General features: G+C 55.9%; 22 protein-coding genes and 1 pseudogene. 17 read left to right on the forward strand and 6 right to left on the reverse strand.

Annotated elements, in window-relative coordinates:
- Position 1: 1 nt before the first annotated feature.
- From HUE57_RS07780 to lpxC, 13 genes and pseudogenes are all read left to right on the forward strand, one after another.
- Complete coding sequence (locus HUE57_RS07780) at positions 2–1,369, forward strand: UDP-N-acetylmuramoyl-tripeptide--D-alanyl-D-alanine ligase (RefSeq protein ID WP_078482501.1); 1,368 nt, start codon at positions 2–4, stop codon at positions 1,367–1,369.
- Between the two features lie 2 nt (positions 1,370–1,371).
- Positions 1,372–2,451, forward strand: a complete 1,080-nt coding sequence (mraY, locus tag HUE57_RS07785) for a phospho-N-acetylmuramoyl-pentapeptide-transferase (protein WP_078482473.1) — start codon at positions 1,372–1,374, stop codon at positions 2,449–2,451.
- 6 nt (positions 2,452–2,457) lie between these two features.
- Positions 2,458–3,828, forward strand: coding sequence for a UDP-N-acetylmuramoyl-L-alanine--D-glutamate ligase (gene murD, locus HUE57_RS07790; protein ID WP_236725612.1), 1,371 nt, complete (start codon positions 2,458–2,460; stop codon positions 3,826–3,828).
- Positions 3,825–5,010: pseudogene (gene ftsW / locus HUE57_RS07795) on the forward strand (putative lipid II flippase FtsW); the annotation flags it as partial. The gene murD and the pseudogene ftsW, both read left to right, overlap by 4 nt.
- Positions 5,011–5,014: 4 nt before the next feature.
- Entirely contained in the window at positions 5,015–6,112 is a 1,098-nt protein-coding gene (murG, locus tag HUE57_RS07800; protein WP_078482471.1) for an undecaprenyldiphospho-muramoylpentapeptide beta-N-acetylglucosaminyltransferase, read from the forward strand.
- Positions 6,109–7,569, forward strand: coding sequence for a UDP-N-acetylmuramate--L-alanine ligase (gene murC, locus HUE57_RS07805; protein ID WP_172840075.1), 1,461 nt, complete (start codon positions 6,109–6,111; stop codon positions 7,567–7,569). The genes murG and murC overlap by 4 nt, the downstream gene beginning before the upstream one ends.
- Positions 7,566–7,730, forward strand: a complete 165-nt coding sequence (locus tag HUE57_RS07810) for a hypothetical protein (RefSeq protein ID WP_172840074.1) — start codon at positions 7,566–7,568, stop codon at positions 7,728–7,730. Before murC ends, HUE57_RS07810 begins: the two co-directional genes overlap by 4 nt.
- A complete protein-coding gene (gene murB / locus HUE57_RS07815) occupies positions 7,730–8,644 on the forward strand; it encodes a UDP-N-acetylmuramate dehydrogenase (protein WP_078482470.1) in 915 nt (304 codons plus the stop codon). Before HUE57_RS07810 ends, murB begins: the two co-directional genes overlap by 1 nt.
- Positions 8,634–9,578, forward strand: a complete 945-nt coding sequence (locus HUE57_RS07820) for a D-alanine--D-alanine ligase (protein WP_078482469.1) — start codon at positions 8,634–8,636, stop codon at positions 9,576–9,578. The genes murB and HUE57_RS07820 overlap by 11 nt, the downstream gene beginning before the upstream one ends.
- Positions 9,575–10,363: a cell division protein FtsQ/DivIB gene (locus tag HUE57_RS07825; protein WP_078482468.1), complete on the forward strand. Its 789-nt coding sequence runs from the start codon at positions 9,575–9,577 to the stop codon at positions 10,361–10,363. Before HUE57_RS07820 ends, HUE57_RS07825 begins: the two co-directional genes overlap by 4 nt.
- A 2-nt stretch (positions 10,364–10,365) precedes the next feature.
- Positions 10,366–11,601 carry a cell division protein FtsA gene (gene ftsA, locus HUE57_RS07830; RefSeq protein WP_078482467.1) on the forward strand — a complete coding sequence of 412 codons (1,236 nt, stop codon included), beginning with the start codon at positions 10,366–10,368 and terminating at the stop codon, positions 11,599–11,601.
- A 60-nt stretch (positions 11,602–11,661) separates the two neighbouring features.
- On the forward strand, positions 11,662–12,819 hold the full coding sequence (gene ftsZ / locus HUE57_RS07835) for a cell division protein FtsZ (RefSeq protein WP_078482466.1): 1,158 nt from the start codon (positions 11,662–11,664) through the stop codon (positions 12,817–12,819).
- A 159-nt stretch (positions 12,820–12,978) separates the two neighbouring features.
- Complete coding sequence (gene lpxC / locus HUE57_RS07840; RefSeq protein WP_078482465.1) at positions 12,979–13,890, forward strand: UDP-3-O-acyl-N-acetylglucosamine deacetylase; 912 nt, start codon at positions 12,979–12,981, stop codon at positions 13,888–13,890.
- A gap of 1 nt (position 13,891) precedes the next feature.
- Here the strand turns inward: lpxC and HUE57_RS07845 are convergent, their stop codons facing one another.
- Positions 13,892–14,332 carry a DUF721 domain-containing protein gene (locus HUE57_RS07845; protein ID WP_078482464.1) on the reverse strand — a complete coding sequence of 147 codons (441 nt, stop codon included), beginning with the start codon at positions 14,330–14,332 and terminating at the stop codon, positions 13,892–13,894.
- 65 nt (positions 14,333–14,397) lie between these two features.
- Between HUE57_RS07845 and HUE57_RS07850 the strand changes: the two genes are divergently transcribed.
- From HUE57_RS07850 to HUE57_RS07865, 4 genes are all read left to right on the forward strand, one after another.
- Entirely contained in the window at positions 14,398–15,330 is a 933-nt protein-coding gene (locus tag HUE57_RS07850; protein WP_078482463.1) for a M23 family metallopeptidase, read from the forward strand.
- 118 nt (positions 15,331–15,448) lie between these two features.
- Positions 15,449–18,169 (forward strand): preprotein translocase subunit SecA, encoded by a 2,721-nt coding sequence (secA, locus tag HUE57_RS07855; protein ID WP_078482462.1) that lies wholly within the window; start codon positions 15,449–15,451, stop codon positions 18,167–18,169.
- A gap of 14 nt (positions 18,170–18,183) precedes the next feature.
- A complete protein-coding gene (argJ, locus tag HUE57_RS07860; RefSeq protein ID WP_078482461.1) occupies positions 18,184–19,404 on the forward strand; it encodes a bifunctional glutamate N-acetyltransferase/amino-acid acetyltransferase ArgJ in 1,221 nt (406 codons plus the stop codon).
- Between the two features lie 24 nt (positions 19,405–19,428).
- Entirely contained in the window at positions 19,429–20,391 is a 963-nt protein-coding gene (locus tag HUE57_RS07865) for a Nudix family hydrolase (RefSeq protein ID WP_236725611.1), read from the forward strand.
- Here HUE57_RS07865 and yacG read toward each other — a convergent pair.
- The 5 genes from yacG to HUE57_RS07890 form a co-directional block, all read right to left on the reverse strand.
- Complete coding sequence (yacG, locus tag HUE57_RS07870) at positions 20,388–20,585, reverse strand: DNA gyrase inhibitor YacG (RefSeq protein ID WP_078482460.1); 198 nt, start codon at positions 20,583–20,585, stop codon at positions 20,388–20,390. The two genes, HUE57_RS07865 and yacG, sit on opposite strands and share 4 nt — an antisense overlap.
- 18 nt (positions 20,586–20,603) lie before the next feature.
- Positions 20,604–21,377, reverse strand: a complete 774-nt coding sequence (gene zapD, locus HUE57_RS07875) for a cell division protein ZapD (RefSeq protein ID WP_078482459.1) — start codon at positions 21,375–21,377, stop codon at positions 20,604–20,606.
- Between the two features lie 86 nt (positions 21,378–21,463).
- Positions 21,464–22,066 (reverse strand): dephospho-CoA kinase, encoded by a 603-nt coding sequence (gene coaE, locus HUE57_RS07880; RefSeq protein ID WP_078482458.1) that lies wholly within the window; start codon positions 22,064–22,066, stop codon positions 21,464–21,466.
- A 13-nt stretch (positions 22,067–22,079) separates the two neighbouring features.
- On the reverse strand, positions 22,080–22,943 hold the full coding sequence (locus HUE57_RS07885) for a prepilin peptidase (RefSeq protein ID WP_078482457.1): 864 nt from the start codon (positions 22,941–22,943) through the stop codon (positions 22,080–22,082).
- Between the two features lie 67 nt (positions 22,944–23,010).
- A complete protein-coding gene (locus tag HUE57_RS07890) occupies positions 23,011–24,237 on the reverse strand; it encodes a type II secretion system F family protein (protein WP_078482456.1) in 1,227 nt (408 codons plus the stop codon).
- Between the last annotated feature and the right edge of the window lie 3 nt (positions 24,238–24,240).

Consider the following 24,240-nt stretch of genomic DNA (forward strand, 5'->3'; position numbering starts at 1 on the left):
GATGAGTCTGCAACAGCTCACAGCACTGCTTGATGGCCGCATGATCGGTGAAGATGTCTCGATTGCTGCCGTCTCAACCGATAGTCGAACCCTGCCGCAGGGGGCACTTTTTATCGCCCTGAGCGGCCCCAATTTTGATGGTCACGCCTTTGCCGCGCAGGTGGCGCAGACAGGCGCCGTGGCCGTGCTGGTGAGCCGTGAGTGCGAGACATCGCTACCGCAGCTGGTGGTTGAGGATACCCGTGTGGCACTAGGGCAGCTGGCGGGTTGGCAGCGCGAGCAGTTCGAGCAGCCACTGGTTGCGGTGACCGGCTCCAACGGTAAGACCACGGTGAAGGAGATGCTGGCGGCGATTCTCGGCGTGGGCGGCGAGGTGCTCGCCACCGAGGGGAACCTGAATAACGATATCGGCATGCCATTGACGCTGCTGCGGCTCGAGGATGAGCAGACCGCAGCGGTCATCGAGATGGGTGCCAACCACGCCGGCGAGATTGCCTATCTGACCGAGATCGCCAGGCCGAATGTGGCGCTGATTACCAATGCTGGAAATGCCCACCTGGAAGGTTTTGGTTCGCTCGAGGGAGTGGCCGAGGCGAAGGGTGAGATCTTCTCGGGACTCAGTAGTGACGGTGTGGCGGTGATCAACGCCGATGATCGCTTTGCTCCGCGCTGGCGAGAGCTGGCGGGTAGTCATCGCACGCTGCAGTTTGGTATTGAACACTCCGCTGATGTGACCGCTAGTCATATCGAGATGGCTGTGGCTGGTGGCGCTGTTACGACGCGTTTCGAACTCAATACCCCGATTGGTAGCGCCGCGATAAATCTGCCGTTGCCCGGTCGTCACAATGTAATGAATGCGCTGGCGGCTACAGCCGCAGCACTCGCCGCTGGTGCCAATCTTGATCAGGTGTGTCGTGGACTGGCTGCGATGACGGGGCCAAAGGGGCGTCTGCAGCTGAGGGCTGCGCATGCTGGTGCACAGCTGATCGATGACAGCTACAACGCCAACCCTACTTCGCTTAAGGCGGGTGTCGAGGTGTTGTCTGGTATCGGCGGACATCGCTGGCTGGTGATGGGTGATATGGCAGAGCTGGGTGACGATGCAGCGGCACTGCATGCCGAGGTGGGCGTTCAGGCAAAGGCGCTTGGTATCGATCGTCTCTACGCGGTCGGTGAGCTCTCCGCGGCGGCGGTTGAGGCGTTTGGTGCTGAGGCTTTTCACTTTGAGTCGAAAGAAGCGCTGATCGAGGCGTTGCGAGATCAGCTTGCTGCCGATGTGACGCTGTTGGTGAAAGGGTCGCGCTCCGCCCGAATGGAGCAGGTGGTTGAAGGTTTGAGTATTGATGAGACGAGTGGAGCGGGACATTAACGATGTTGCTTGAATTAGCAAACTATCTGGCGCAATTCCATAGTGGATTTAATGTATTCCAGTACCTGACCCTGCGTGCCATTCTCGGGGTGCTGACGGCGCTGGTGATTGCATTTGTAATCGGCCCAACGATGATCCGTAAGCTCAGCTATCACCAGATCGGTCAGGCGATCCGTGACGATGGGCCACAGAGCCATCTCGCCAAGGCGGGTACTCCGACCATGGGTGGGGCACTGATTATCGTCGCCATCGCCCTCTCAACCCTGCTCTGGGCAGACCTGAGTAACCGTTACGTCTGGACCGTGCTGCTGGTCACCATCGCCTTTGGTGCGATCGGTTGGGTAGATGACTACCGCAAGGTGGTGGAGCGCAATCCCAAGGGGCTCTCGGCGAAAGCGAAATATTTCTGGCAATCGGTGGTGGCGCTCGGTGTGGCGATCTATCTCTATAAAACCGCTTCACCGGTTGAGACGCAGTTGATCCTGCCCTTTGTTAAGAGTGTCACGATCGAGCTGGGTGTCGGCTTTGTGGTACTGACCTACTTTGTCATCGTCGGTACCAGCAACGCGGTCAACCTGACCGATGGCCTCGATGGGCTGGCGATTCTGCCAACGGTCATGGTGGCCGGTGCACTGGCGATCTACGCCTACGTTACCGGTCACGCCAATTTCTCTGGCTACCTCGGTCTGCCCTATGTGCGTGGGGTCGGTGAAGTGGTGGTCTTCTGTGGCGCGATGGTCGGTGCCGGACTCGGTTTTCTCTGGTTCAACGCCTATCCCGCGCAGGTCTTCATGGGTGATGTCGGTGCGCTGGCACTCGGTGCCGCGCTCGGTCTGCTGGCGGTACTGGTTCGTCAGGAGCTGGTGCTGTTCATCATGGGCGGTGTGTTCGTGGTCGAGACCGTCTCAGTGATCCTGCAGGTTACCTCATTCAAATTGACCGGTCGGCGCATCTTCCGCATGGCGCCGCTGCACCACCACTTCGAAGAGAAGGGGTGGCCGGAGACACGGGTCGTGGTCCGTTTCTGGATTATTACGGTCATTCTGGTGCTGATCGGACTGGCAGCACTGAAGATTCGATAAAGAGAGATGTTGACGGCTGAAACATTGATGGAAGAGCAGATGACAACGGGGCATGAGGAGCGGACGCTGGTCGTCGGTCTGGGTAAAACCGGGCTGTCGGTTGCGCGCTTCCTTGCGGCGCGTGGCGAGTCGGTCGCAGTGACCGACAGCCGCGAGACCCCACCGATGCTCGATGAGCTGCGTGAGCAACTGCCCGATGTGGCCCTCTTCACAGGTGAATTCTCTGAACAGCTTTTCGCCACGGCCGAACGCATTATTGTCAGTCCTGGCGTTGATCTACGTCAGCTACCGCTCTCTGAGGCGATGATGCGTGGTGCCGAGGTGATGGGCGATATCGAACTCTTTGCTCGCTACGCCGATGCGCCGGTGGTTGCCATTACCGGCTCCAACGGTAAGAGCACTGTGACCGCGTTGGTCGGTGCGATGGTTGAGGCGGCCGGGCGCGAGGTGAGGCTGGGTGGTAACTACGGCACCCCGGCGCTCGATCTGTTGCAGGAGCAGGCCCCCGATCTCTATGTACTGGAGCTCTCCAGCTTCCAGCTTGAAACAACAAACACGCTACAGTGCGAGTCTGCCGCGGTGCTCAATATCTCGGCCGACCATATGGATCGTTATAACGATCTGGAGGCCTATATATCGGCCAAGCGTCGCATTTTTCACAACACCGCTGTCTGCGTGGTCAATTGTGACGATATGGCGGTCACTGACATGGTCAGGGGGGAGGAGAATGTCGTCTGCTTCACTCTCAAGCCACCCAAAAGCGGTGAATATGGTTTGCTCGAGGCGGGGGGTGAGCAGTGGCTCTGTTATGGCGATCAGCGCCTGATGGCCGCCGCTGAACTGCGCATGGTCGGCAGCCACAACTGCGCCAATGTGCTGGCGGCAATGGCGCTTGGTTCGGCGGCAGGTCTAGCGCTCGAGCCGATGGTTGAAGCGGCACGCCACTTCACCGGTCTGCCGCATCGTTGTCAGTGGGTGGCCGAGGCGGAGGGTGTGCGCTGGTTCAACGATTCGAAGGGGACCAACGTTGGTGCGACAATCGCCGCGATTGAAGGTATTGCAGCCCCAGTGGTTCTGATTGCCGGGGGTGAGGGCAAGGGTGCCGATTTTGCACCACTGCGTGAGGCGCTAGCGGATAAGGGGCGTGCCGTCGTGCTCTTCGGTCGAGATGCATCGTTGATCGAGTCAGCAGTCAATGGCGCCACTGACGTGGTCCATGCGGCTGATCTTGATGAGGCGGTGGCAAAAGCCGCCGCCCTGGCCAAGTCGGGCGATGCGGTACTCTTCTCGCCCGCCTGCGCCAGCTTCGATATGTTCCGAAATTATGAAGAGCGCGGTGAGCGTTTCGTTGAGGCGGTTGGGAGGTTGCTCGCATGAGTGCGGTTGCAGCTACAGCGGGTCAGGCCTCACGCGCGGCGGTTAAACGCAAGCCGGCCGAGTATGACTTCTGGCTGCTCGGTACCGTCTTCACACTGGCCGCGCTCGGTCTGGTGATGGTCGGTTCTGCCTCAATCGCCTATGCCGACCGATTCTACGATACGCCGTTCCATTTTCTCTTCCGTCAGAGTGTTTACATGATAGTTGCGCTGCTTAGCGGCTACCTGGTGGTGAAGACACCGATGGTGCAGTGGGAACGTGCCAGCATGGCGCTGCTGGTCGGTGCGCTGCTGTTGCTGATGGTGGTATTGATCCCCGGTGTTGGTCGCGAGGTCAATGGTGCGGTGCGTTGGCTACCACTCGGTGTGATCAATATGCAGGTCTCCGAACTGGCGAAGCTGTTTGTGATTATCTATCTGGCCGGTTATCTGGTGCGCCGTGGCCACGATGTACGTAACACCGCCAAGGGCTTCTTTGTGCCGATGGGTGTGTTGAGCTTTACGGCACTGTTGCTGCTGCTGGAGCCCGATTTTGGAACCACGGTGGTGTTGATGGCCGCAGCGCTCGGTATGCTCTTCATCGGTGGGGTACGCCTCTGGCTGTTTGGCATGTGGCTCGGAGTGGTGCTCGCGGCGATGGTCATTCTGGCAGTCTCATCCCCCTACCGTATGCAGCGTATTACCACCTTCCTCAACCCCTGGGCCGATCCCTTCAATAGCGGCTTCCAGCTCACCCAGGCGCTGATGGCGATTGGTCGCGGCGAGTGGTTTGGCGTCGGGCTTGGTGCCAGTGTGCAAAAACTCTCCTACCTGCCTGAGGCACATACCGATTTCCTCTTTGCCGTGATCGGTGAGGAGCTCGGCTTTGTCACCGTGACGCTGGTGGTGGTGCTGTTTGCATTCTTTGTCTGGCGCAGTTTTGCCATTGCAGCACGTGCCGAACAGCGCGGTCACCGCTTTCCCGCCTACCTCTGTTACGGCATTGCGCTGTGGATTGGGGTGCAGGCCTTTATCAACATGGGCGTGAACATGGGGCTGCTGCCGACCAAGGGGCTGACCCTGCCGCTGATGAGTTATGGCGGAAGTAGTCTGATTGTTACCGCACTTGCGATCGGGATGGTGGTACGTACCGATCATGAGCTGCGCACCACGCCCGATGAGGGGCAGATACCGTGGGGGCAGAAGTCATGAGCCGCAGGGGGACGGTACTGGTGATGGCTGGTGGCACTGGTGGACACGTCTTTCCGGCGCTGGCGGTGGCTGAGCGTCTGCGCGACGAGCAGGTTGAGGTGGTCTGGATGGGCACCCCACACGGTCTTGAGTCGCGTGTGGTGCCCGAGGCCGGTTTCCCACTCGAGGCAGTTGAGGTACAGGGGCTGCGTGGTACCGGTATCAGACGTCTTATTGCAGCACCGTTTGTCCTGCTCAAGGCGCTGCTGCGCTCTATCGCGATTCTGCGCAAGGTGCGTCCCGATGCGGTTCTGGGGTTGGGGGGCTTTGTTACCGGCCCCGGCGGTGTGGCGGCAAGGCTGATGGGTAAACCTCTGCTGGTACATGAACAGAACGCTATCGCTGGATTGACCAATCGTCTGCTCTCGCGCATCGCAACCAGATTGATGCAGGCCTTCCCTGGCAGCTTCCCCGTTTCACGCAAACCGATACATACCGGTAATCCGGTGCGTGCCGATATTGCAGCGCTCGAGGCACCAAATGTTCGTATGGCAGAGCATACAGGTCCGGTACGGCTACTGGTGCTGGGTGGCAGTCTCGGTGCACAGGCGCTCAATGAGCAACTGCCCGCCGCACTGGCGTTACTTAACGAATCGGAGCGTCCCGTGGTTCGCCATCAGGCGGGTGGCGGAAAACATGAAGAGGCTAAACAAGCGTACCAATCTGCCGGTGTTGATGCGGAAGTGCTTCCCTTCATCGCTGACATGGCAGGGGCATACGGTTGGGCCGATCTGGTGATCTGCCGCGCCGGTGCGCTGACCGTGGCCGAGCTGGCCGCAGCTGGTGTCGCTAGCATCCTGGTGCCGTTCCCCTATGCCGTTGATGATCACCAGAGCGCCAATGCCCGTTACCTCTCCGATGCAGGTGCCGCACTGCTGCTGCAGCAGCGCGACATCGAACCGGAGATGTTTGCTGAGATGGTGCGCGGACTGATCAGTGATCGTGCTCGTCTGGTGGAGATGGCAAATATGGCGCGTGCCAGGGCGATGCCGGATGCGACATCAGTGGTCGCAACTGAGTGTCTGCAGTTCTGTCGTACAGGAGATGCCGCATGAGTGGTCATATGCAGCAGGGTGAGATGCTCAATCCAATGGGCCGTATGCGTTCGATCCATCTGATTGGCATCGGTGGTGCGGGTATGGGGGGTATCGCCGAGGTGCTGCTCAATCTTGGCTACAAGGTGACCGGTTCCGATCTGCAACAGAATGCGATGACCGAACGACTCAGCTCGCTCGGTGCAGAGATCGTCTTTGGCCATCAGGCGGAGAATGTCGCCGATGCCGATGTGGTGGTGATCTCCAGTGCGGTGACCAGTGATAATCCTGAAGTGGTGGCTGCACAGGAGCGGCGTATCCCGGTGGTACCGCGTGCAGAGATGCTCGCTGAACTGATGCGTTTCCGTTACGGCATCGCCGTGGCCGGTACCCACGGCAAGACGACCACCACCAGCCTGATCGCCTCACTGCTCGGTGAGGGTGGCCTCGATCCGACCTTCGTCATCGGTGGCAAGCTCAACAGTGCTGGGACCAACGCGCGTCTCGGTGCTGGCCGTTACCTGGTGGCCGAAGCGGATGAGAGCGACGCCTCCTTCCTGTTCCTGCAGCCTATGTTGGCAGTGGTGACCAACGTCGATGCCGATCACCTCTCGACCTACGGCGGGGACTTCGATCGCTTGCGTGACAGTTTTATTGAGTTCCTTCATCACCTGCCGTTCTACGGTCTGGCAGTGGTCTGTATAGATGATGATGAGGTGCGCGAACTGCTGCCGCGTATTACCCGTCCACTGCTCACCTACGGTACTGCTGAAGATGCCGATGTGCGGGCGATGAATATCTCGCAGCAGGGGGTTAATACCCACTTTGAGGTGATGTTGCCGGGTCGCGAAGCGCCATTGGCGATCACCCTGAGTCTACCTGGGCGACACAACATGCTTAATGCGCTGGCCGCGATTGCCGTGGCGGTTGAGCTGGGTGTCGACGATGAGTCGATTCAGCAGGGTCTGGCACGCTTTGAGGGTATCGGACGGCGCTTCCAGGTGCGCGGTGAGCTGCCACTTGAGTCGGGCCGAGCGCTGCTGGTTGATGACTACGGCCACCACCCGCGTGAGCTGGCCGCTACGGTGCAGGCGATTCGAGATGGTTGGCCCGAGCGCCGTCTGGTGATGGCCTTCCAGCCGCATCGCTATAGCCGTACCCGCGACCTGCTCGATGATTTTGCCCAGGTGCTCTCCGAGTGTGACGCGGTGATTCTGACCGAGGTCTACTCGGCCGGAGAGACACCAATTGCCGGAGCCGATGGTCGTGCCCTGGCGCGTGCAATCCGTGCCCGCGGCAAGGTCGATCCGGTTTTTGTTGAGCGGCCGAGCGAGATCGCTGAGCTGGTCGCCAGTGTGGCCCGTGGTGGTGACATTCTGCTGGTGCAGGGAGCGGGCAATATCGGTGTGGTTGCGCAGCAGTTGGCAGCCGATGCGGAACCGGCCAGCGATGCGGCGGTACAGGGAGGTGCAGCATGAAGATGCGTTATCAACTCCATCTGGGTTGTGGCGAACCACTGGTCTGCCACCACAGTGCACTACAGCGTCTGCGCAAGGCGCAGCAGTGTGGTTCAGACAAACCACGCATGATGCGGGTTACTACGGTGATGAAGCGTCGCAGTGTCGGAGGCAAGCGATGATGGCGGCGGCACTCGATAATGGGCTGCGCGGCGAGCTGCTGCTCAACGAGTCGATGTCGCGCCACACCTCGTGGCGCGTCGGTGGTCCTGCCGAACGCCTCTATCGTCCTGCGGACATTGAAGATCTGTGTGCTTTCCTGCAGTCACTACCTGCTGGTGAGGCGCTTTACTGGATTGGTCTTGGTAGCAATCTGCTGGTGCGTGATGGTGGTCTCAGAGGCACAGCAATCATGACCAAGGGTGTTATTGATCACGCTGAGCAGTGCACGGCCGAGACCATTCGTGCAGAGGCGGGTATCTCCTGCGCCAAGCTCGCACGCTTCTGTTCTCGTGCGGGGTTGACCGGGGCAGAGTTTCTGGCAGGTATTCCCGGCACCTTCGGTGGTGCTCTGGCGATGAATGCCGGGGCCTTCGGAGGTGAGACATGGTCGCTGCTGATCGAGATCGAGACGGTTGATCGTCACGGAGAGTTGCATCGTCATAGCCCCGAAGAGTTCAAGGTGGCCTATCGCTCCGTTGAGGGGCCTGCCGACGAGTGGTTTGCGGCGGCGACACTGCGGCTTGAGGTGGGCGATGTTGAGGTCAACACGCAGCGTATTCGCGAGCTGCTTGAGCAGCGCAGCGGCGCGCAGCCGATCGGTCTGCCGAGCTGCGGTTCGGTGTTCCGTAATCCCGAGGGTGATCATGCGGCGCGTCTGATCGATAGCGCAGGGTTGAAAGGGTTGAGTATCGGGGCTGCCTCGGTCTCGGAGAAACACGCCAACTTCATTATCAACAATGGCGGTGCCACCGCAGCCGATATTGAGTCACTGATTGAGCTGGTTGCCAGGCGGGTTCACGCAATCCATGGCGTTGAGCTTGAGCAAGAGGTCCACATCATCGGTGAGCCGACAGGAGGGGGCGATGAGCAGTAGCACACAACATACCCCTGCTGACTACGGCAAGGTCGCGGTGCTGATGGGCGGTGACTCGGCTGAGCGCGAGGTGTCGCTGAATAGCGGTGGTGCGGTGTTGGCGGCACTGCAGTCACAGGGTGTCGATGCACAGGGTGTCGATTTTCGTGCCGGAATGTTGGCTGAGCTGGCTGAAGCAGGTTTTGATCGTGTCTTCATCGTGCTGCATGGGCGCATGGGAGAGGACGGTGTAGTGCAGGGAGCGCTGGAGCTGCTGGATCTTCCCTATACCGGTAGCGGTGTACTCGGTTCGGCATTGGGTATGGATAAGCTGCGTTGCAAAAAACTCTGGACAGGCAGTGATCTGCCAACACCAAAATTTTTGCAGCTGCGTAGCGGCTTTGATGCGGCAGCGGTGGTGGCGCAACTCGGTCTGCCGCTGATGGTTAAACCGGGGCGTGAGGGTTCAAGCATCGGTATGAGTCGGGTTGAACGCGTTGAGGATCTTGAGGCAGCGTTTAATGCGGCGGTTGTCTTTGATGAGATGGTTTTTGCTGAGCAATGGATCAGCGGCGGCGAGTATACGGTGGCGCTACTTGGCGGAGAGACGCTGCCGCCGATTCGGCTCGAGACACCGCACGCATTCTACGACTACAAAGCGAAGTATCAGGCCGATGATACGAGCTACCACTGTCCCTGTGGTCTGGATAGTGAGGATGAGCAGCAGCTACGCGCTCTGGCACTTGCGGCGTTCAATGCGGCCGGTGCAGAGGGTTGGGGTCGAGTCGATTTTATGCGTGATGAGCAGGGCGCATTCTGGCTGATTGAGGTCAACACGGTGCCGGGTATGACTGACCACAGTCTGGTACCGATGGCTGCGACCGAAGCGGGTATCAATTTTGAAAAACTGGTACTGCGAATCCTGGATACGAGCTTTGACGGAGTCGTGCAATGAGGGCGCTTCGTAAGAGCAAAAAGAAGAGCAATCGGCGTATTGAGCCAAAACAGAAGCGTCGCTGGATCAATCCGCGTTATCTGGGGCTGGCGGTGAGCGTGGCGATTCTGCTCGGGCCGATGGCCTGGGTCTACACCCTGCTACACGATGCGGAGCGTTTTCCGATTGAGCGGGTGGTGGTTGAGAAGGGGGCTTTTGTCTTTCTCAACCAGCAACAGATTGCGTTGGTGGCGCAGCCCTATGTGGGCGTTGGATTTTTTAATCTCGATGTGAGCGCGATCCAACGCGCGATTGGAGAGCTGGCGTGGGTTGATCGAGTTTCAGTACGCAGGGTCTGGCCCGACAAGCTCTGGGTGCAGGTGAGCGAACAGCAGCCACTTGCGCAGTGGGGTAAGGGTTCTCTGCTTAATCGACGTGGTGAGATCTTTACCCCGTCACGCAGTGAGATGCCGCAGGGGCTGGTACGACTTGAAGGGCCGCGCGGTCTGGAGAAGAAGTTGGCAGAGATGTACGCAGCAGTAGTGCCGCCTCTGACCACAGTGGGGTTGCCACTGAAGAGGCTGGAACTGGATCAGCGCCGTTCATGGCATCTGGAAGTAGAGAATGGAATCGAATTTGAATTGGGTCGTACCGACCCGGAAAGGAGATTGCAGCGCTTTCTCAGTGTCTACCCCAGCCTGATGGCAGGACAGGATGCAGGGGTAAAAAGTGTCGATCTTCGTTATAGCAACGGCTTTGCAGTGAGCTGGAAGTCACCAACCGGCGCACCAAAAAGCGAGGGATAAGAATGTCGAAGAAGAGTGAACAGAACCTGATTGTCGGACTGGATATCGGAACCTCTAAGGTGGTTGCGATCGTCGGTGAGGTTAGCGGAGAAGGGGAGATCGATATTATCGGTATCGGTTCACACCCCTCGCGCGGTCTGAAGAAGGGTGTGGTGATTAACATCGAATCGACGGTGCAGTCGATTCAGCGTGCCGTGGAGGAGGCGGAGCTGATGGCTGGTTGTCAGATTCATTCGGTCTATGCAGGTATCGCCGGTAGCCATGTTCGTAGCCTTAACTCTCACGGCATTGTCGCGATCAAGGATCGTGAGGTGGCCCATAGCGATGTGGATCGAGTGATCGATGCGGCGCGTGCGGTAGCTATCCCTGCCGATCAGAAGATCCTGCATGTACTGCCGCAGGAGTTCATCATCGATAACCAGGAAGGGATTAAAGAGCCGGTCGGCATGTCGGGTGTACGCCTGGAGGCGAAGGTACATCTTGTCACCGGTGCAGTGAGTGCAGCGCAGAACATTATCAAGTGCGTACGTCGCTGCGGCCTTGAGGTTGATGACATTATTCTTGAACAGCTCGCATCGAGTTACTCGGTGCTCAGTGATGATGAAAAAGAGCTGGGTGTCTGTCTGGTCGATATCGGTGGTGGTACCACCGATATCGCCATCTTTACCGAGGGGGCGATTCGCCACACTGCAGTGATTCCGATTGCCGGTGATCAGGTGACCAATGACATCGCAGTGGCGATGCGAACTCCCTATCAGTATGCCGAAGAGATAAAGATCAAATACGCCTGTGCACTGACTCAGCTGGCCAATGCCGATGAGACGATTGAGGTGCCGAGTGTCGGTGACCGTCCACCGCGTCGACTGGCTCGTCAGACTTTGGCCGAGGTGGTTGAGCCGCGTTACGAAGAGCTGCTTTCACTGGTGCATGCCGAGCTGCGACGTAGCGGATTTGAAGATCTGATTGCCGCCGGTGTAGTGCTGACGGGTGGTACTTCGAAGATGGAGGGGGTCGTCGATCTCGCTGAAGAGATTTTCCATATGCCGGTCAGACTCGGTCTGCCACAGCATGTGCGCGGCCTGGTTGATGTGGTGCGCAATCCTATTCATGCAACAGGCGTTGGCCTGCTGTTATTTGGTAAGAAAAATCGTGGATCGAAAGTAGCGGAAACGTCAGGTGGTGCCGGGCTCAAGGGAGTCTGGTCGCGGATGAGATCGTGGTTTCAAGGGAGCCTGTAGGGCTCAAATCGAATTAATGAACAGTGTAAGTAATCAAATTTCTGGAGAGGAGTGGAGCAAATGTTTGAATTAATGGATGCCTATTCGCAAAACGCGGTAATTAAGGTTGTTGGTGTTGGCGGTGGTGGTGGCAACGCGGTACAGCACATGCTTGAGGCTGATATCGAGGGCGTTGATTTCATTTGTGCAAATACCGATTCACAGGCGCTACGTAACGCCTCGGCACGCACGTTGTTGCAGCTGGGTAATGACATCACCAAGGGGCTGGGTGCCGGGGCAAACCCCAATATTGGTCGTCAGGCGGCGATGGATGATCGTGAAAGAATCCAGGAGGTAATTGAAGGTGCGGATATGCTCTTTATTACCGCCGGTATGGGTGGTGGTACCGGAACCGGTGGTGCGCCGGTTGTTGCAGAGATCGCTAAGGAGATGGGAATTCTGACCGTTGCGGTTGTCACCAAGCCGTTCCCGTTCGAGGGTGGTAAGCGCCTACAGATCGCAAATGACGGTATTGAGGAGTTGAGCCAGAATGTCGACTCATTGATTACCATTCCGAATGAGAAACTGTTGCAGGTACTCGGTAAGGGCGCCTCTCTTCTGGATGCATTTAAAGAGGCCAACAACGTGCTGCAGAATGCGGTGCAGGGTATTGCCGAACTGATTACTCGTCCGGGCCTGATCAACGTCGACTTTGCTGACGTTCGTACTGTGATGTCAGAGAAGGGTATGGCGATGATGGGCTCTGGCACCGGTTCTGGTGAGAATCGTGCGCGTGAAGCGGCAGAAGCGGCAATATCCAGTCCGCTGCTTGAGGATGTAAATCTCTCTGGTGCAAACGGAATCCTGGTAAATGTAACGGCGGGTCTCGATCTTTCAATCGGAGAGTTTGAGGATGTGGGTAGCACGATTCGTGAGCTTGCCTCAGACGATGCGACTGTTGTGGTGGGTACCGTAATCGATCCTGAGCTGACCGGTGAGCTGCGCGTCACCGTGGTTGCTACTGGTATCGGTCAGGAGAGGATGAAGGAAGAGGCGCTACCTGAGACTCCTGCTGTCAAGCTTGTTGAGAAACGTGCTGATGGTGAGATCGACTACCGTGAGCTTGAGCGTCCAACGGCGATCCGTCAAAAGGCGGTCGGTGATGGCCTCGAGTCTGCTGCTCTGGACGATCTTGATATCCTCGATATCCCCGCTTTCCTGAGAAAGCAGGCGGACTAATAATGCTGGTTCGCTGAGGTGTGGAAACCTTGGGAGATCAGTGACTTGAGTGTTTTTCTGTAAAGTGTCTGCACTTTGCAGAGGGATTTGCCTGTGTTAGCATGACGGCAAATTTGAGATCGTATGTGCACTCATACTGGATGGGGATGTAGCTCGATAATGATAAAACAACGGACTTTGAAGAACGTTATCCACGCCACAGGTGTGGGTCTTCACACCGGAGAGAAGGTTTATCTGACGCTGCGACCCGCTGCGCCAGATACCGGCATTATCTTCAGACGCGTCGATCTCGACGAGCCGATGGAGATCAAGGCGAGTCCAGAGAATGTTGGCGATACACAACTTTCGACTACCCTGATTAAGGATGGTGCAAGAATCTCAACCATCGAACATCTGCTCTCAGCGATGGCAGGTCTGGGTATCGATAATGCTTATGTCGATCTCAGTGCCCCTGAAGTACCGATTATGGACGGCAGTGCTGGACCATTTGTCTTCCTGATTCAGTCTGCTGGTATTGAAGAGCAGGCAGCCGCGAAACGTTTTATCCGTATCAAAAAACCAATCAAGGTCGAAGATAACGGAAAATGGGCGGCGTTCGAACCATTTGAAGGCTTTAAGGTCTCGTTTAGTATCGATTTTGATCATCCGCTCTTCCACGAAGAGAATCAGCAGGCGCTGATCGATTTCTCTACCACATCATTTGTGAAAGAGGTGAGTCGTGCGCGCACCTTTGGATTTATGCGTGACATCGAGCAGCTGCGTGAGCGCAAGCTGGCGCTCGGTGGTAGTCAGGACAATGCAATAGTCGTCGATGATTTCCGCGTGTTGAATGAAGATGGTCTTCGTTACGAAGATGAGTTCGTAAAACACAAAATTCTTGATGCGATCGGTGATCTCTATCTACTAGGTCGCAGTCTGATTGGTGCCTTCAGTGGACACAAATCGGGACACGAGTTGAATAACACGCTGTTAAAAGCGTTGATGGCAGACGAAAGCGCCTGGGAAGAGGTGACCTTCGAAGATGTCGAGTGCGCACCAATCTCCTTTATTAAGCCGGTTCAAGCGACCTGAGTTAATCCCTCTTAGGATGACGTGAGAGCCGTACGAGTGCGGCTTTTAGTGGTTCGTAGGGTGTTGCAGCGGCAGATTGGCGCAGATGTTCGGCGCTGGCTTGTGAGATTTTTGTCCGACCCTGGTGTGGGGCTTGCGCTTGTCGTGCAGGTTTGACCTCGATCGAAAGGTTCTTGAGCTCGGTTTTAAAGTGCGACTCAAATGCCTGTTTGATTGCTGGAAGCAAATAACGAAGCTTGGTCGACCAGGCGGGTGAATCGGTATAGAGGATCAGATTACCGTTTCGCAGGTTGGCGACACGACAGTGTGCATTGAGCGGTTCAGGAAGTTGCTCGACGATGAACTGCTCAAAATTGGCCAGTAGTGTGCCATGCGCAATGACCCGATCAGGCAGTACGCCTCGGAGTAGATGGTAGAGCGGTTTTGTCGATTTGCCCGGCATGATCTCTGCGAAGGCTCCATTGCGAATTTCAACTCATTGTAATCGATTCAGGTTTTGATGCCGAAATGAACGTTGTCATAAATTCAAACGCTTGTCGCAAGGCCTGCGTCATCACGCTTACCTCACCCTGGGTTCTGCTGGGGCTGTTCTCTCTGTTGCTGTTGTTTAGCTCCTCACTGCTCTACGTAGGCTACTGGGCGGGACAGCCGACGGATAGCAAGGTTGCTGTTTCAACCGTCTCAGAGGAGTGGCGCAGTGATGTGTCACGTCAGCAGCAGGAGCTCGAGGCGCTACGTACCTCCATGTCTGAGCATATGGATGCACTGGCGATCAAGCTCGGTGATGCTCAGGCTCAGGTGATTCGACTCAATGCACTGGGCAAACGTCTGACCAAAATTGCGAATCTCGATGAAGGGGAGTTCGACTTTGAGGCGCCACCTGCATTAGGCGGTCCATTTTCCCCCTCCGCGAAAGGGGAGTCACTCGCCTCTGCTGATTTCATTCAACTGCTGAGCGAACTTGAACAGCAGATCGATGATCGTGAACAGCAGCTCACCGTGATGGAGTCACTGTTGATGAGCCGCTCTCTACAAAAGGAGGTCTTCCCTGCGGGGCGGCCGATCGAGAAGGGTTGGCTCTCATCTCGCTTTGGTAAGCGCACCGACCCCTTCACGGGCAAGCAAGAGCGTCATAAAGGGCTCGATTTTGCGGGTAAGATGGGCTCCAACGTGGTTGCAGTTGCTTCCGGTGTTGTAACCTGGTCGGGCAAGCGGTCGGGTTATGGTCAGATGGTCGAAATTAATCACGGTGGGGGCTACGTGACCCGCTATGGTCACAGCAAGGAGAACCTGGTCGAAGCGGGTGATAGTGTCGATCAGGGTCAGGTCATCGCCTTAATGGGTTCAAGTGGCCGTTCCACCGGACCTCATGTCCATTTTGAAGTGCTGCGCAACGGTCGTGAAGTCGACCCATCTAAATACATCAAGGCTGCCCGTTAGGGCGGCTTCTTCTCATTCATCTCAATTGGATTACCGATGGGCAATCGCCGCTGCGATTTAGCGTCAAGTTACGCTATCATTCCGCTCTTAATAATCGGGTAATCGGGAATTATCTCTAATGGTCAGCAGTCTGTTCAGGAAGATTTTTGGTAGTCGCAATGAGCGCTTGGTTAAGCGCATGCGCAAGAGTGTTGCGCAAATCACGGCACTGGAGGAGGGGCTGCAAGGGCTCTCCGATGAGGAGTTACAGGCCAAGACCACAGATTTTAAGCGTCGCATCGAAGACGGAGAGACGCTGGATAACCTGTTGAATGAGGCCTTTGCGGTCGTTCGTGAGGCGAGTCGTCGTGTGATGGGTATGCGCCACTTCGATGTGCAGCTGATCGGTGGCATGGTGCTACATCAGGGCAAGATCTCTGAGATGCGCACCGGTGAGGGTAAGACCCTGATGGCGACCCTTCCCGCCTACCTCAATGCCCTCTCGGGCAAGGGTGTGCATATCGTCACGGTCAATGACTACTTGGCCAAGCGTGATGCGAACTGGATGCGTCTGCTCTATGAGTTCCTCGGACTGAGTGTTGGAATCGTAGTGCCGGGTCTGGAGCAGACGGAGAAACGCGACGCCTATGCGGCCGATATCAGTTACGGCACCAATAACGAGTTCGGTTTTGACTACCTGCGTGACAACATGGCTTTCAGTCTGGCTGAGAAGGTCCAGCGCGAGGTGAATTTCGCTGTGGTCGATGAAGTCGATTCGATCCTGATTGATGAGGCGCGTACTCCATTGATTATCTCCGGTCCCGCTGAGGATAGCTCTGAGCTCTACAAGCGGATCAACGAGCTGGTGCCAAAACTGGTGAAGCAGGAGGAAGAGGATGGCGAGGGTGACTTCAGCATCGATGAGAAAGGTCGTCAGATCCATCTCACCGAGGATGGTCACCAGCGTGTTGAGGAGCTGCTGAGCGAGTCTGGGCTGCTGGCCGAGGGGCAGAGCCTCTACGATGCCGCTAACCTGACATTGATGCATCATTTCACCGCCGGGCTGCGTGCGCATAATCTCTTCCAGCGTGATGTTGACTACATCGTTCAGGATAATCAGGTGGTGATTGTCGATGAATTTACCGGTCGTACCCTGGCGGGGCGTCGTTGGTCCGATGGTCTGCATCAGGCGGTTGAGGCGAAAGAGGGTGTAGCGATTCAGTACGAGAATCAGACCCTCGCTTCGATCACCTTTCAGAACTACTTCCGTCTCTACAACAAGCTGTCCGGTATGACCGGTACCGCCGATACCGAGGCGTTTGAGTTCCAGCAGATCTACGGCCTTGAGACGGTGGTTATTCCGACCAATCAGGCGATGGTTCGTGACGATATGGGCGACAAGATCTATATGACTGGCGATGAGAAGTATCAAGCCATTCTGGATGATATTCGTGACTGCCAGCAGCGTGGACAACCAGTGCTGGTTGGTACTGCCTCAATCGAGGTCTCGGAGCTGATCGCAAAGCTGCTGAGCGATAACAAGGTCAAACACGAGGTGCTAAACGCCAAGCAGCATGCGCGCGAGGCTGAGATTGTGGCGCAGGCGGGGCGTCCGGGTTCGGTGACTATTGCTACCAACATGGCGGGCCGTGGTACCGATATCGTGCTCGGCGGCAATCTTGATGTAGCCCTGGAGGGCCTCGGTGAAGATGCCTCTGAGAGCGACAGGGAGCAGATGCGCGAGGAGTGGAAGGCGACTCACCAGAAGGTGCTGGAGGCGGGTGGTCTGCATATAGTCGGTACTGAGCGTCATGAGTCACGTCGTATCGATAACCAGCTGCGTGGTCGTGCTGGTCGTCAGGGTGATCCGGGCTCGAGTCGTTTCTACCTCTCTCTCGAAGATAGCCTGCTGCGTATCTTTGCCTCTGGCAAGGTCGGCTCACTGATGGGCAAGCTCGGCATGGAGGATGGTGAGGCGATCGAACATCCGTGGGTAACCAAGGCAATCGAGAATGCACAGCGTAAAGTAGAGGCGCACAACTTCGATATTCGTAAGCAGCTGCTTGAGTATGATGATGTGGCCAACGATCAGCGCAAGGTGATCTATGAGCAGCGCAATGAGCTACTCGCCGATGAGGATATCAAGGAGACGATCACCGATATTCTGGATGATGTGACCGAGACGACGATTGATACCTACATTCCACCTCAGAGCCTCGAGGAGCAGTGGGATGTGTCGGGACTGGAAGAGGGACTCGATACGCAGTTCGGTCTCAAGCTCGAGGTTTCGAGTTGGCTTGAAGAGGATGAGACGCTTCACGCAGAGACACTGCGCAAGCGTATCCATGCGGAGATGGAGCGAATCTATGCCGAGAAGGAGGTCCTGGCGACCCCCAGTGTGATGCGAAATTTTGAGCGTGAGGTGATGCTTAAGGTGCTCGATTCGCACTGGAAGGAGCACCTCGCTGCGATGGACTACCTGCGTCAGGGCATTCACCTGCGTGGCTATGCGCAGAAGAATCCCAAGCAGGAGTACAAGCGCGAAGCATTCGAGATGTTTAGCGAGATGCTCGACCGCATCAAGATTGAGGTCGCGAGTGTTCTGGCGCGCGTTGTGGTTCGCACCGAGGAGGATGTCGAGGCGGTTGAGGAGCAGCGTCGTAGTACTGTGCCAATGACCTATCAGCACGCCGACGCTTCTGCGTTGGGTGGTGAGGAAGCGCCTGCAGAGCCTGAGGCAGAGCGCGATGGTTCTCCTGCGGCTCCCTTTACCCGTGAGGGGCGAAAGGTCGGACGTAATGAGCCGTGTCCCTGCGGTTCAGGCAAGAAGTATAAGCAGTGCCACGGTCAGCTTAGTTAAGTGGATCGTTGAGTATGGCAGTCGGTCTGAAACCTATCGCAGAGATGCACCCTGTTGCTGGGTTTAGGCTCGGTACCACCTCGGCCGGCATCAAGACGCCTGGGCGTCGAGACGTGGTGCTGATGGAGCTCCCAGAGAGTGCCAGTTGTGCTGCCGTTTTCACTCGTAACGCTTTCTGTGCAGCCCCCGTTACCATCGCCAAACAACATCTGGCCCACGTTACTCCACGTTACCTATTGATCAATACCGGCAATGCCAATGCGGGCACCGGCGCACAGGGAATTGCAGATGCGCAACGTTGCTGTAGGGCCGTTGCTGAGCAGATGGGGGTGGCTGCGGAGACAGTGCTCCCTTTTTCAACCGGCGTAATTGGCGAGCCACTCCCAGCTGAAAAGATCATTGCAGCAATTCCAGTCGCCGCCGCTGCACTTGAGCTTACCGCCTGGGGTGACGCTGCGCACGGGATCTTGACCACCGATACCATGGCCAAGGGGAGTAGTCGCCGTGTATCAATTGATGGTGGTGAGATTACCGTAACCGGTATCTCTAAGGGATCCGGCATGATTCGACCCGATATGGCCACCATGCTCGCCTACGTGGCGACCGATGCAGCCGTTGAAAGTGAGTTGCTACAACAGTTGCTCGAAGAGGCCGTTGCAAACTCATTTAACGCAATCACGGTCGATGGTGATACTTCGACCAATGATGCCTGCGTACTGGTTGCGACGGCTGCCAGCCGTATTGCCAAGATTGAGAGTGAGATGAGTGTTGGCTACGCTGAATTGCGAGAGGCGCTGATAGAGGTCTGTCAGGAGCTGGCCCAGGCGATTATTCGTGATGGTGAGGGCGCAACAAAATTTATTACCGTTGAGGTGACGGCTGGGGAGAGCGTAGAAGAGTGTCGTCAGGTTGCCTATACGATCGCCCACTCACCACTGGTTAAAACAGCCTTTTTTGCTTCCGATCCAAACTGGGGGCGTATTCTGGCCGCCGTTGGTCGTGCCGGCGTCGATTCTCTGGATCTTGAGGCGGTAACGATCCATCTTGATGAGGTCTGCATCGTGCGGGCTGGATGTCGTGTCGAAGAGTATCAGGAGTCAGCCGGTCAGGTTGTAATGGATCGTGAAGAGATCACCATTAACGTTGCACTTGCGCGTGGCCATGCAGCAGCGACTGTCTGGACCAGCGATCTCTCGCACGAGTATGTCAAAATCAACGCCGAGTACCGGACCTGAGGCGATACTCCTCTGGCGTCACGGGTGACTGTCATCTCCTCCACTGCCCCAATTAATATTGTTGTCGCTGCGATTATCGATCGTGAAGAGCGGGTGTTGCTTGCGTTGCGTCACAAACACCTGCACCAAGGTGGGCTGTGGGAGTTTCCTGGTGGAAAGATCGAGGCGGGAGAGAGTGAGCAGGCCGCGCTGGTTCGCGAACTTGATGAAGAGCTCGGTATCATCCCATGCCGCTACAGACGGCTGATTTCGGTTCCTTTCGATTATGCCGATCGCACAGTTGTGCTGCATGTCTGGCGGGTGGATGAGTATCAGGGCGAGGCTTCTGGTCGTGAAGAACAGCCCATCGAATGGCAACCGATTGCAAAGCTCCGTGAAATCGAGTTTCCTGCGGCTAATCGCCCGATAGTGAGTGCGCTTGAGCTGCCTCCACACTATCTGATTACCGGTGAGCCTGCAGACAACTCAGAGCGATTTCTCCTCTACCTTCAGGGGGCACTCGATCAAGGTATCCGTTTGGTGCAGCTGCGTGCTAAACGGCTTGACCAGAAGGCCTATCTGGAGCTGGCTAACGCCGCCTTAGAGAAAACACGCTCGATTGGTGCGAAGTTGTTACTGAATGCGACGCCGGAGATGGTTGAGGCGGTGGGTGCCGATGGGGTTCACCTCGATAGCCAACGCCTGCTGTCGCTGCAGAGTCGGCCACTCGATAACGATTATTACGTCGCTGCATCGTGTCACTCGGCCGAGCAGCTTGCGCACGCGGCAGCAATCGATGTTGATTTTGCCGTGCTCTCTCCGGTCCAAAAGACGGTTTCACACCCGGACGTAAAGCCAATTGGTTGGCAGCGTTTTGCGGCAATGGTCAACGATCAGCCTATGCCAGTTTACGCACTGGGTGGAATGAGTGGTGAGATGGTATCAGAGGCGTATCGGTGCGGTGCGCAGGGTGTAGCGGCCATCAGCGCCTTCTGGGCTGCTAATTAGTACCCAGATGGCTCGTCGTCATCAGGGTGTCGAGGAGGCAGTTCATCGCCGGGTATGTTGTGCTCCTCAGCGAACCACTCACCCAGATCTATAAGTCGACAGCGCTCACTACAGAAGGGGCGCCAGGTGGATTTTGGTGTGAAGTCGACGGCCTTTCCGCAAGTTGGGCAGGAGACGGTCAAGGGTTTACTCATTTTGCGAGACTCCAGCGGTTAAATCGCACAGCATGTCAGCTCAAAGGCGACGCTCTGTTTGCTCTGTACCGGACGCCCTTCCATCTCGGGCTGTTCCATAAAGCGGATGGTGATGCGATGCTTGCCGCCACTGATCTCTGGGAAGAGGGTCGAGCTACGTGGCAGGGCGACGCGGACCAACTGGCAAGGATTGTTTGAGTCGAGTGTTGCCTGAAAAAAGCCGCTCTCCGCCTCAAGTTTCTTGGGCAGTGTGCTATGACGGATGAGATGCATAATCAGGTCGAGTGACTGCTCCACGATAACCAGCTCGTCGAGCCATGATTTCAGGTCGCTCATGCGACGCTTGGCGGGCTGTTCCAGCCAGTAGTGGTAAGCGGGAATGTCAAAATCGCAGCTGCCGCCAGGTATCGTACTGCGTTGACGAATGTTACTCAGGAACTCATGACCCTTTAGTGACTGGCCAATCTGGCCGCTTACATCGTGGAGTTTGTCGATCAGATTGTCGAGATCATCAAGAATATCCTCAAGTCGCTCGCGATCTACATCTGGATTCTCTTCGAGATCGGCAAGGTAGCTGGTATGACGCTCCAGCTCCTTAAGGATCTCGGTTTTAAGGTCGGTTTTTCCGCTGATGATGTTGAGGATGTCGAGCAGGGTAGTTAGTGCGGCACGACTGTTCCAAACCGAGTCACCACGCAGGTAGTGGCGGCACTGCCTGAAGAGAAACTCCAGCCGCATAAAGGTGCGCACTCTTTCATTGAGTGGCTGCTCGTAGATTACCCTGTCTTGCATGCGCTTAATCTAGGTAGATTTCCAGATTCTGTTTGGAGCTATATTCTCCTCCAGTGTCGCGAGTGTGGCAAATTGAATCTGTGAATCTATGTGGTGTCTGCTGCGGTTTCGAGTAGTTGTTGGTGGAGCGTGTCCACCTGCTCCCACAGTGAATTTATGTCGTCGTTATTGTGGATGATGTGGTCAGCCGCTTCTAGACGATCTTGGCGCGACCACTGACTCGCCATGATTTTTCGAGCATCGGACTCTGAGACCTTATCGCGTTCTGTGGTGCGTTGTAGCTGTAACTGTTCGGGACAGTCAACGACAATGGTGGCATCTACGAAGGTGTAACCACCCGATTCGAACAGCAGTGGGATAACCAGCAGGGTGTAAGGTGACTGGCTGGCTGCGATCGAAGTCATGATCTCACCACGGATGAGTGGGTGGAGAATGGCCTCCAGACGCAGTCGTTGTTTGTCGTTGGAAAAAGCTGTTTGTCGCAGTGCGGCTCGATCAAGTGAGCCATCGGCTTGCAGTAGATCGTGACCGAATGTATGTGTGATTTGCTCCAGAGCTGGCATGCCTGGTTCAACCACATGGCGTGCAATTACATCGGCATCAATGACTGTGATGCCATGGGCTGCAATCAGCTCCGCTACAGTAGATTTGCCGCTGCCAATGCCTCCTGTTAACGCAACTACATACATCGGGTATTGATGGCTAGGTGGCCCATGCCAGGTAGGCCTGCGTTAGATCTTGACCCCAGAGCATGGCAATCCAGCCAGCAGCGGCTAGATAGGGGCCAAAAGGTATCGGGATATTTCGGTCGTGGCCTCGCAGCACGATGAGTGAAATACCAACCACAGCGCCTACCAGAGATGAGAGCAGGATGACGACTGGCAGCAGTTGCCAACCTAACCAGGCTCCAAAGAGAGCGAGTAGTTTGAAATCGCCGTAGCCCATACCCTCCTTGCCGGTAAGTAGTCTGAACAGGTGAAAAATAGCCCAGAGTGATAGGTATCCAGCAAGCGCGCCAATGATGCTGGTGTGACTATCTACGAATACACCGAAAAGACTTAGGATCAGGCCCAACCAGAGAAAGGGGAGGGTGATGGAGTCGGGAAGAAGCTGCTGGTCGAAATCGATCATTGAAAGGGTGATCAATGCCCAGGTAAGTGCGAGTGCAGCGGCTGCCTGGATGGTGAATCCAAAATGCCAGACAACCGTGACTGATAGTATGGCGGTGACAAGTTCGATAATCGGATAACGGGGAGAGATAGGGGTGCCACATTCTGAGCATCTTCCCTTCAACCAGAGGTAACTGGCGAGCGGGATGTTCTCAAGTGCAGTGATTGAGTGCTCGCATTTTGGACAACGAGAGCCGGGTGCTAAAAGGTTGAAGGCTGTGTTCTCAGTCGTCTCATTGTCGTTTAGAAATTCTTCACACTGAGCACGCCAATCGCGTTCCATCATAATTGGTAGTCGATGGATTACCACATTGAGGAAGCTGCCGATGATTAGACCAAAGAGTGCAGTGCAGGAGAGAAGTAACGCTAGGTTGGTTTGTAGTAGATCAACAATCATGTGGGCTAAAAATTAGCCAGCCTCAGAGGGCTGGCTAATGGTTCTCCTTCGGTCTAAGGACGAGTTCTTATACGACAGAACCCAGCTTGAAGATGGGGAGGTACATGGCGATAATCAAACCACCGATCAGGACACCCAGTACAGCCATAATTAACGGCTCCATGAGGCTGCTCATGGCGTCGACAGCATTGTCGACCTCCTCTTCATAGAAGTCGGCAACCTTGCTGAGCATGCTATCGAGTGAACCAGACTCCTCACCAATGGCGACCATCTGAATGACCATGCTGGGGAAGATATTGGTCTGCTTCATAGCAAGTTGAAGCTGCTGACCAGTTGCGACATTTTCACGCATCTGCATAACAGCTTCTGAATAGACGATGTTGCCGGTAGCGCCTGCCACTGACTCAAGGGCCTCAACTAGTGGAACACCGGCGGCGAACATTGTAGATAGAGTTCGTGCGTAGCGAGCTACAGCTGATTTATGCAGAATCACGCCGAAAATTGGCATCTTTAGCGCCATTCTGTCGAGTGCATGTGCAAATTTTCTAGATTTCTTCTTGGCATCCATAAATGCCGTCACAGCAAGTCCGATCACGCCGAAAATAGCCCACCACCACTCCTGGAAGAAGATTGATAAACCGATGACCCAAAGGGTGAAGGCAGGAAGTTCAGCACCAAAATTGGCGAATAGGTCCTGAAATTGCGGAATAACAAAGATCATGAGAATGGTCGTAACGATGAAGGCAACAACAATTACCGCGACAGGATAGAAGAGAGCTTTTTTGATCTTTTTCTTGATCGCCTCAGTCTTCTCAAGGTAGGTAGCGATCTTGTGCAGGAGTTCTTCAAGAACACCGGCCTGCTCACCTGCTTTGACGAGGTTACAAAAGAGATCGTCAAAATATATGCGATGTTTTCCTAAAGCCTCGGCAAGCGTTGTTCCGCCCTCAATATCAGCCTTAATACCTAGCAGTAGGTTAGCCATACTGGGATTGTCATGCCCTCTGCCTACAATCTCAAAAGACTGTACCAGTGGTACACCCGCAGACATCATGGTTGCCAGCTGACGTGCAAAAACAGCGATGTCACCTGTCGTGATTTTCTGTTTTCGTTGGCCGCCAAAGAGGGGCGAGGCTTTTTTGTTGACCTTGATAGGGGCGATGCCCTGGCGCCGCAGATCAGCCTTAACTGCCACAGCATTCGTGGCATTGGTTTCACCTTTGACCTTTCTGCCCTTTTTATCAGTCCCGATCCATGCAAAGGTCAGCTGTTTCTGCGATGCTTGTTCCGCCATGGG

This window comes from Candidatus Reidiella endopervernicosa, assembly GCF_013343005.1.
Taxonomy (GTDB): domain Bacteria; phylum Pseudomonadota; class Gammaproteobacteria.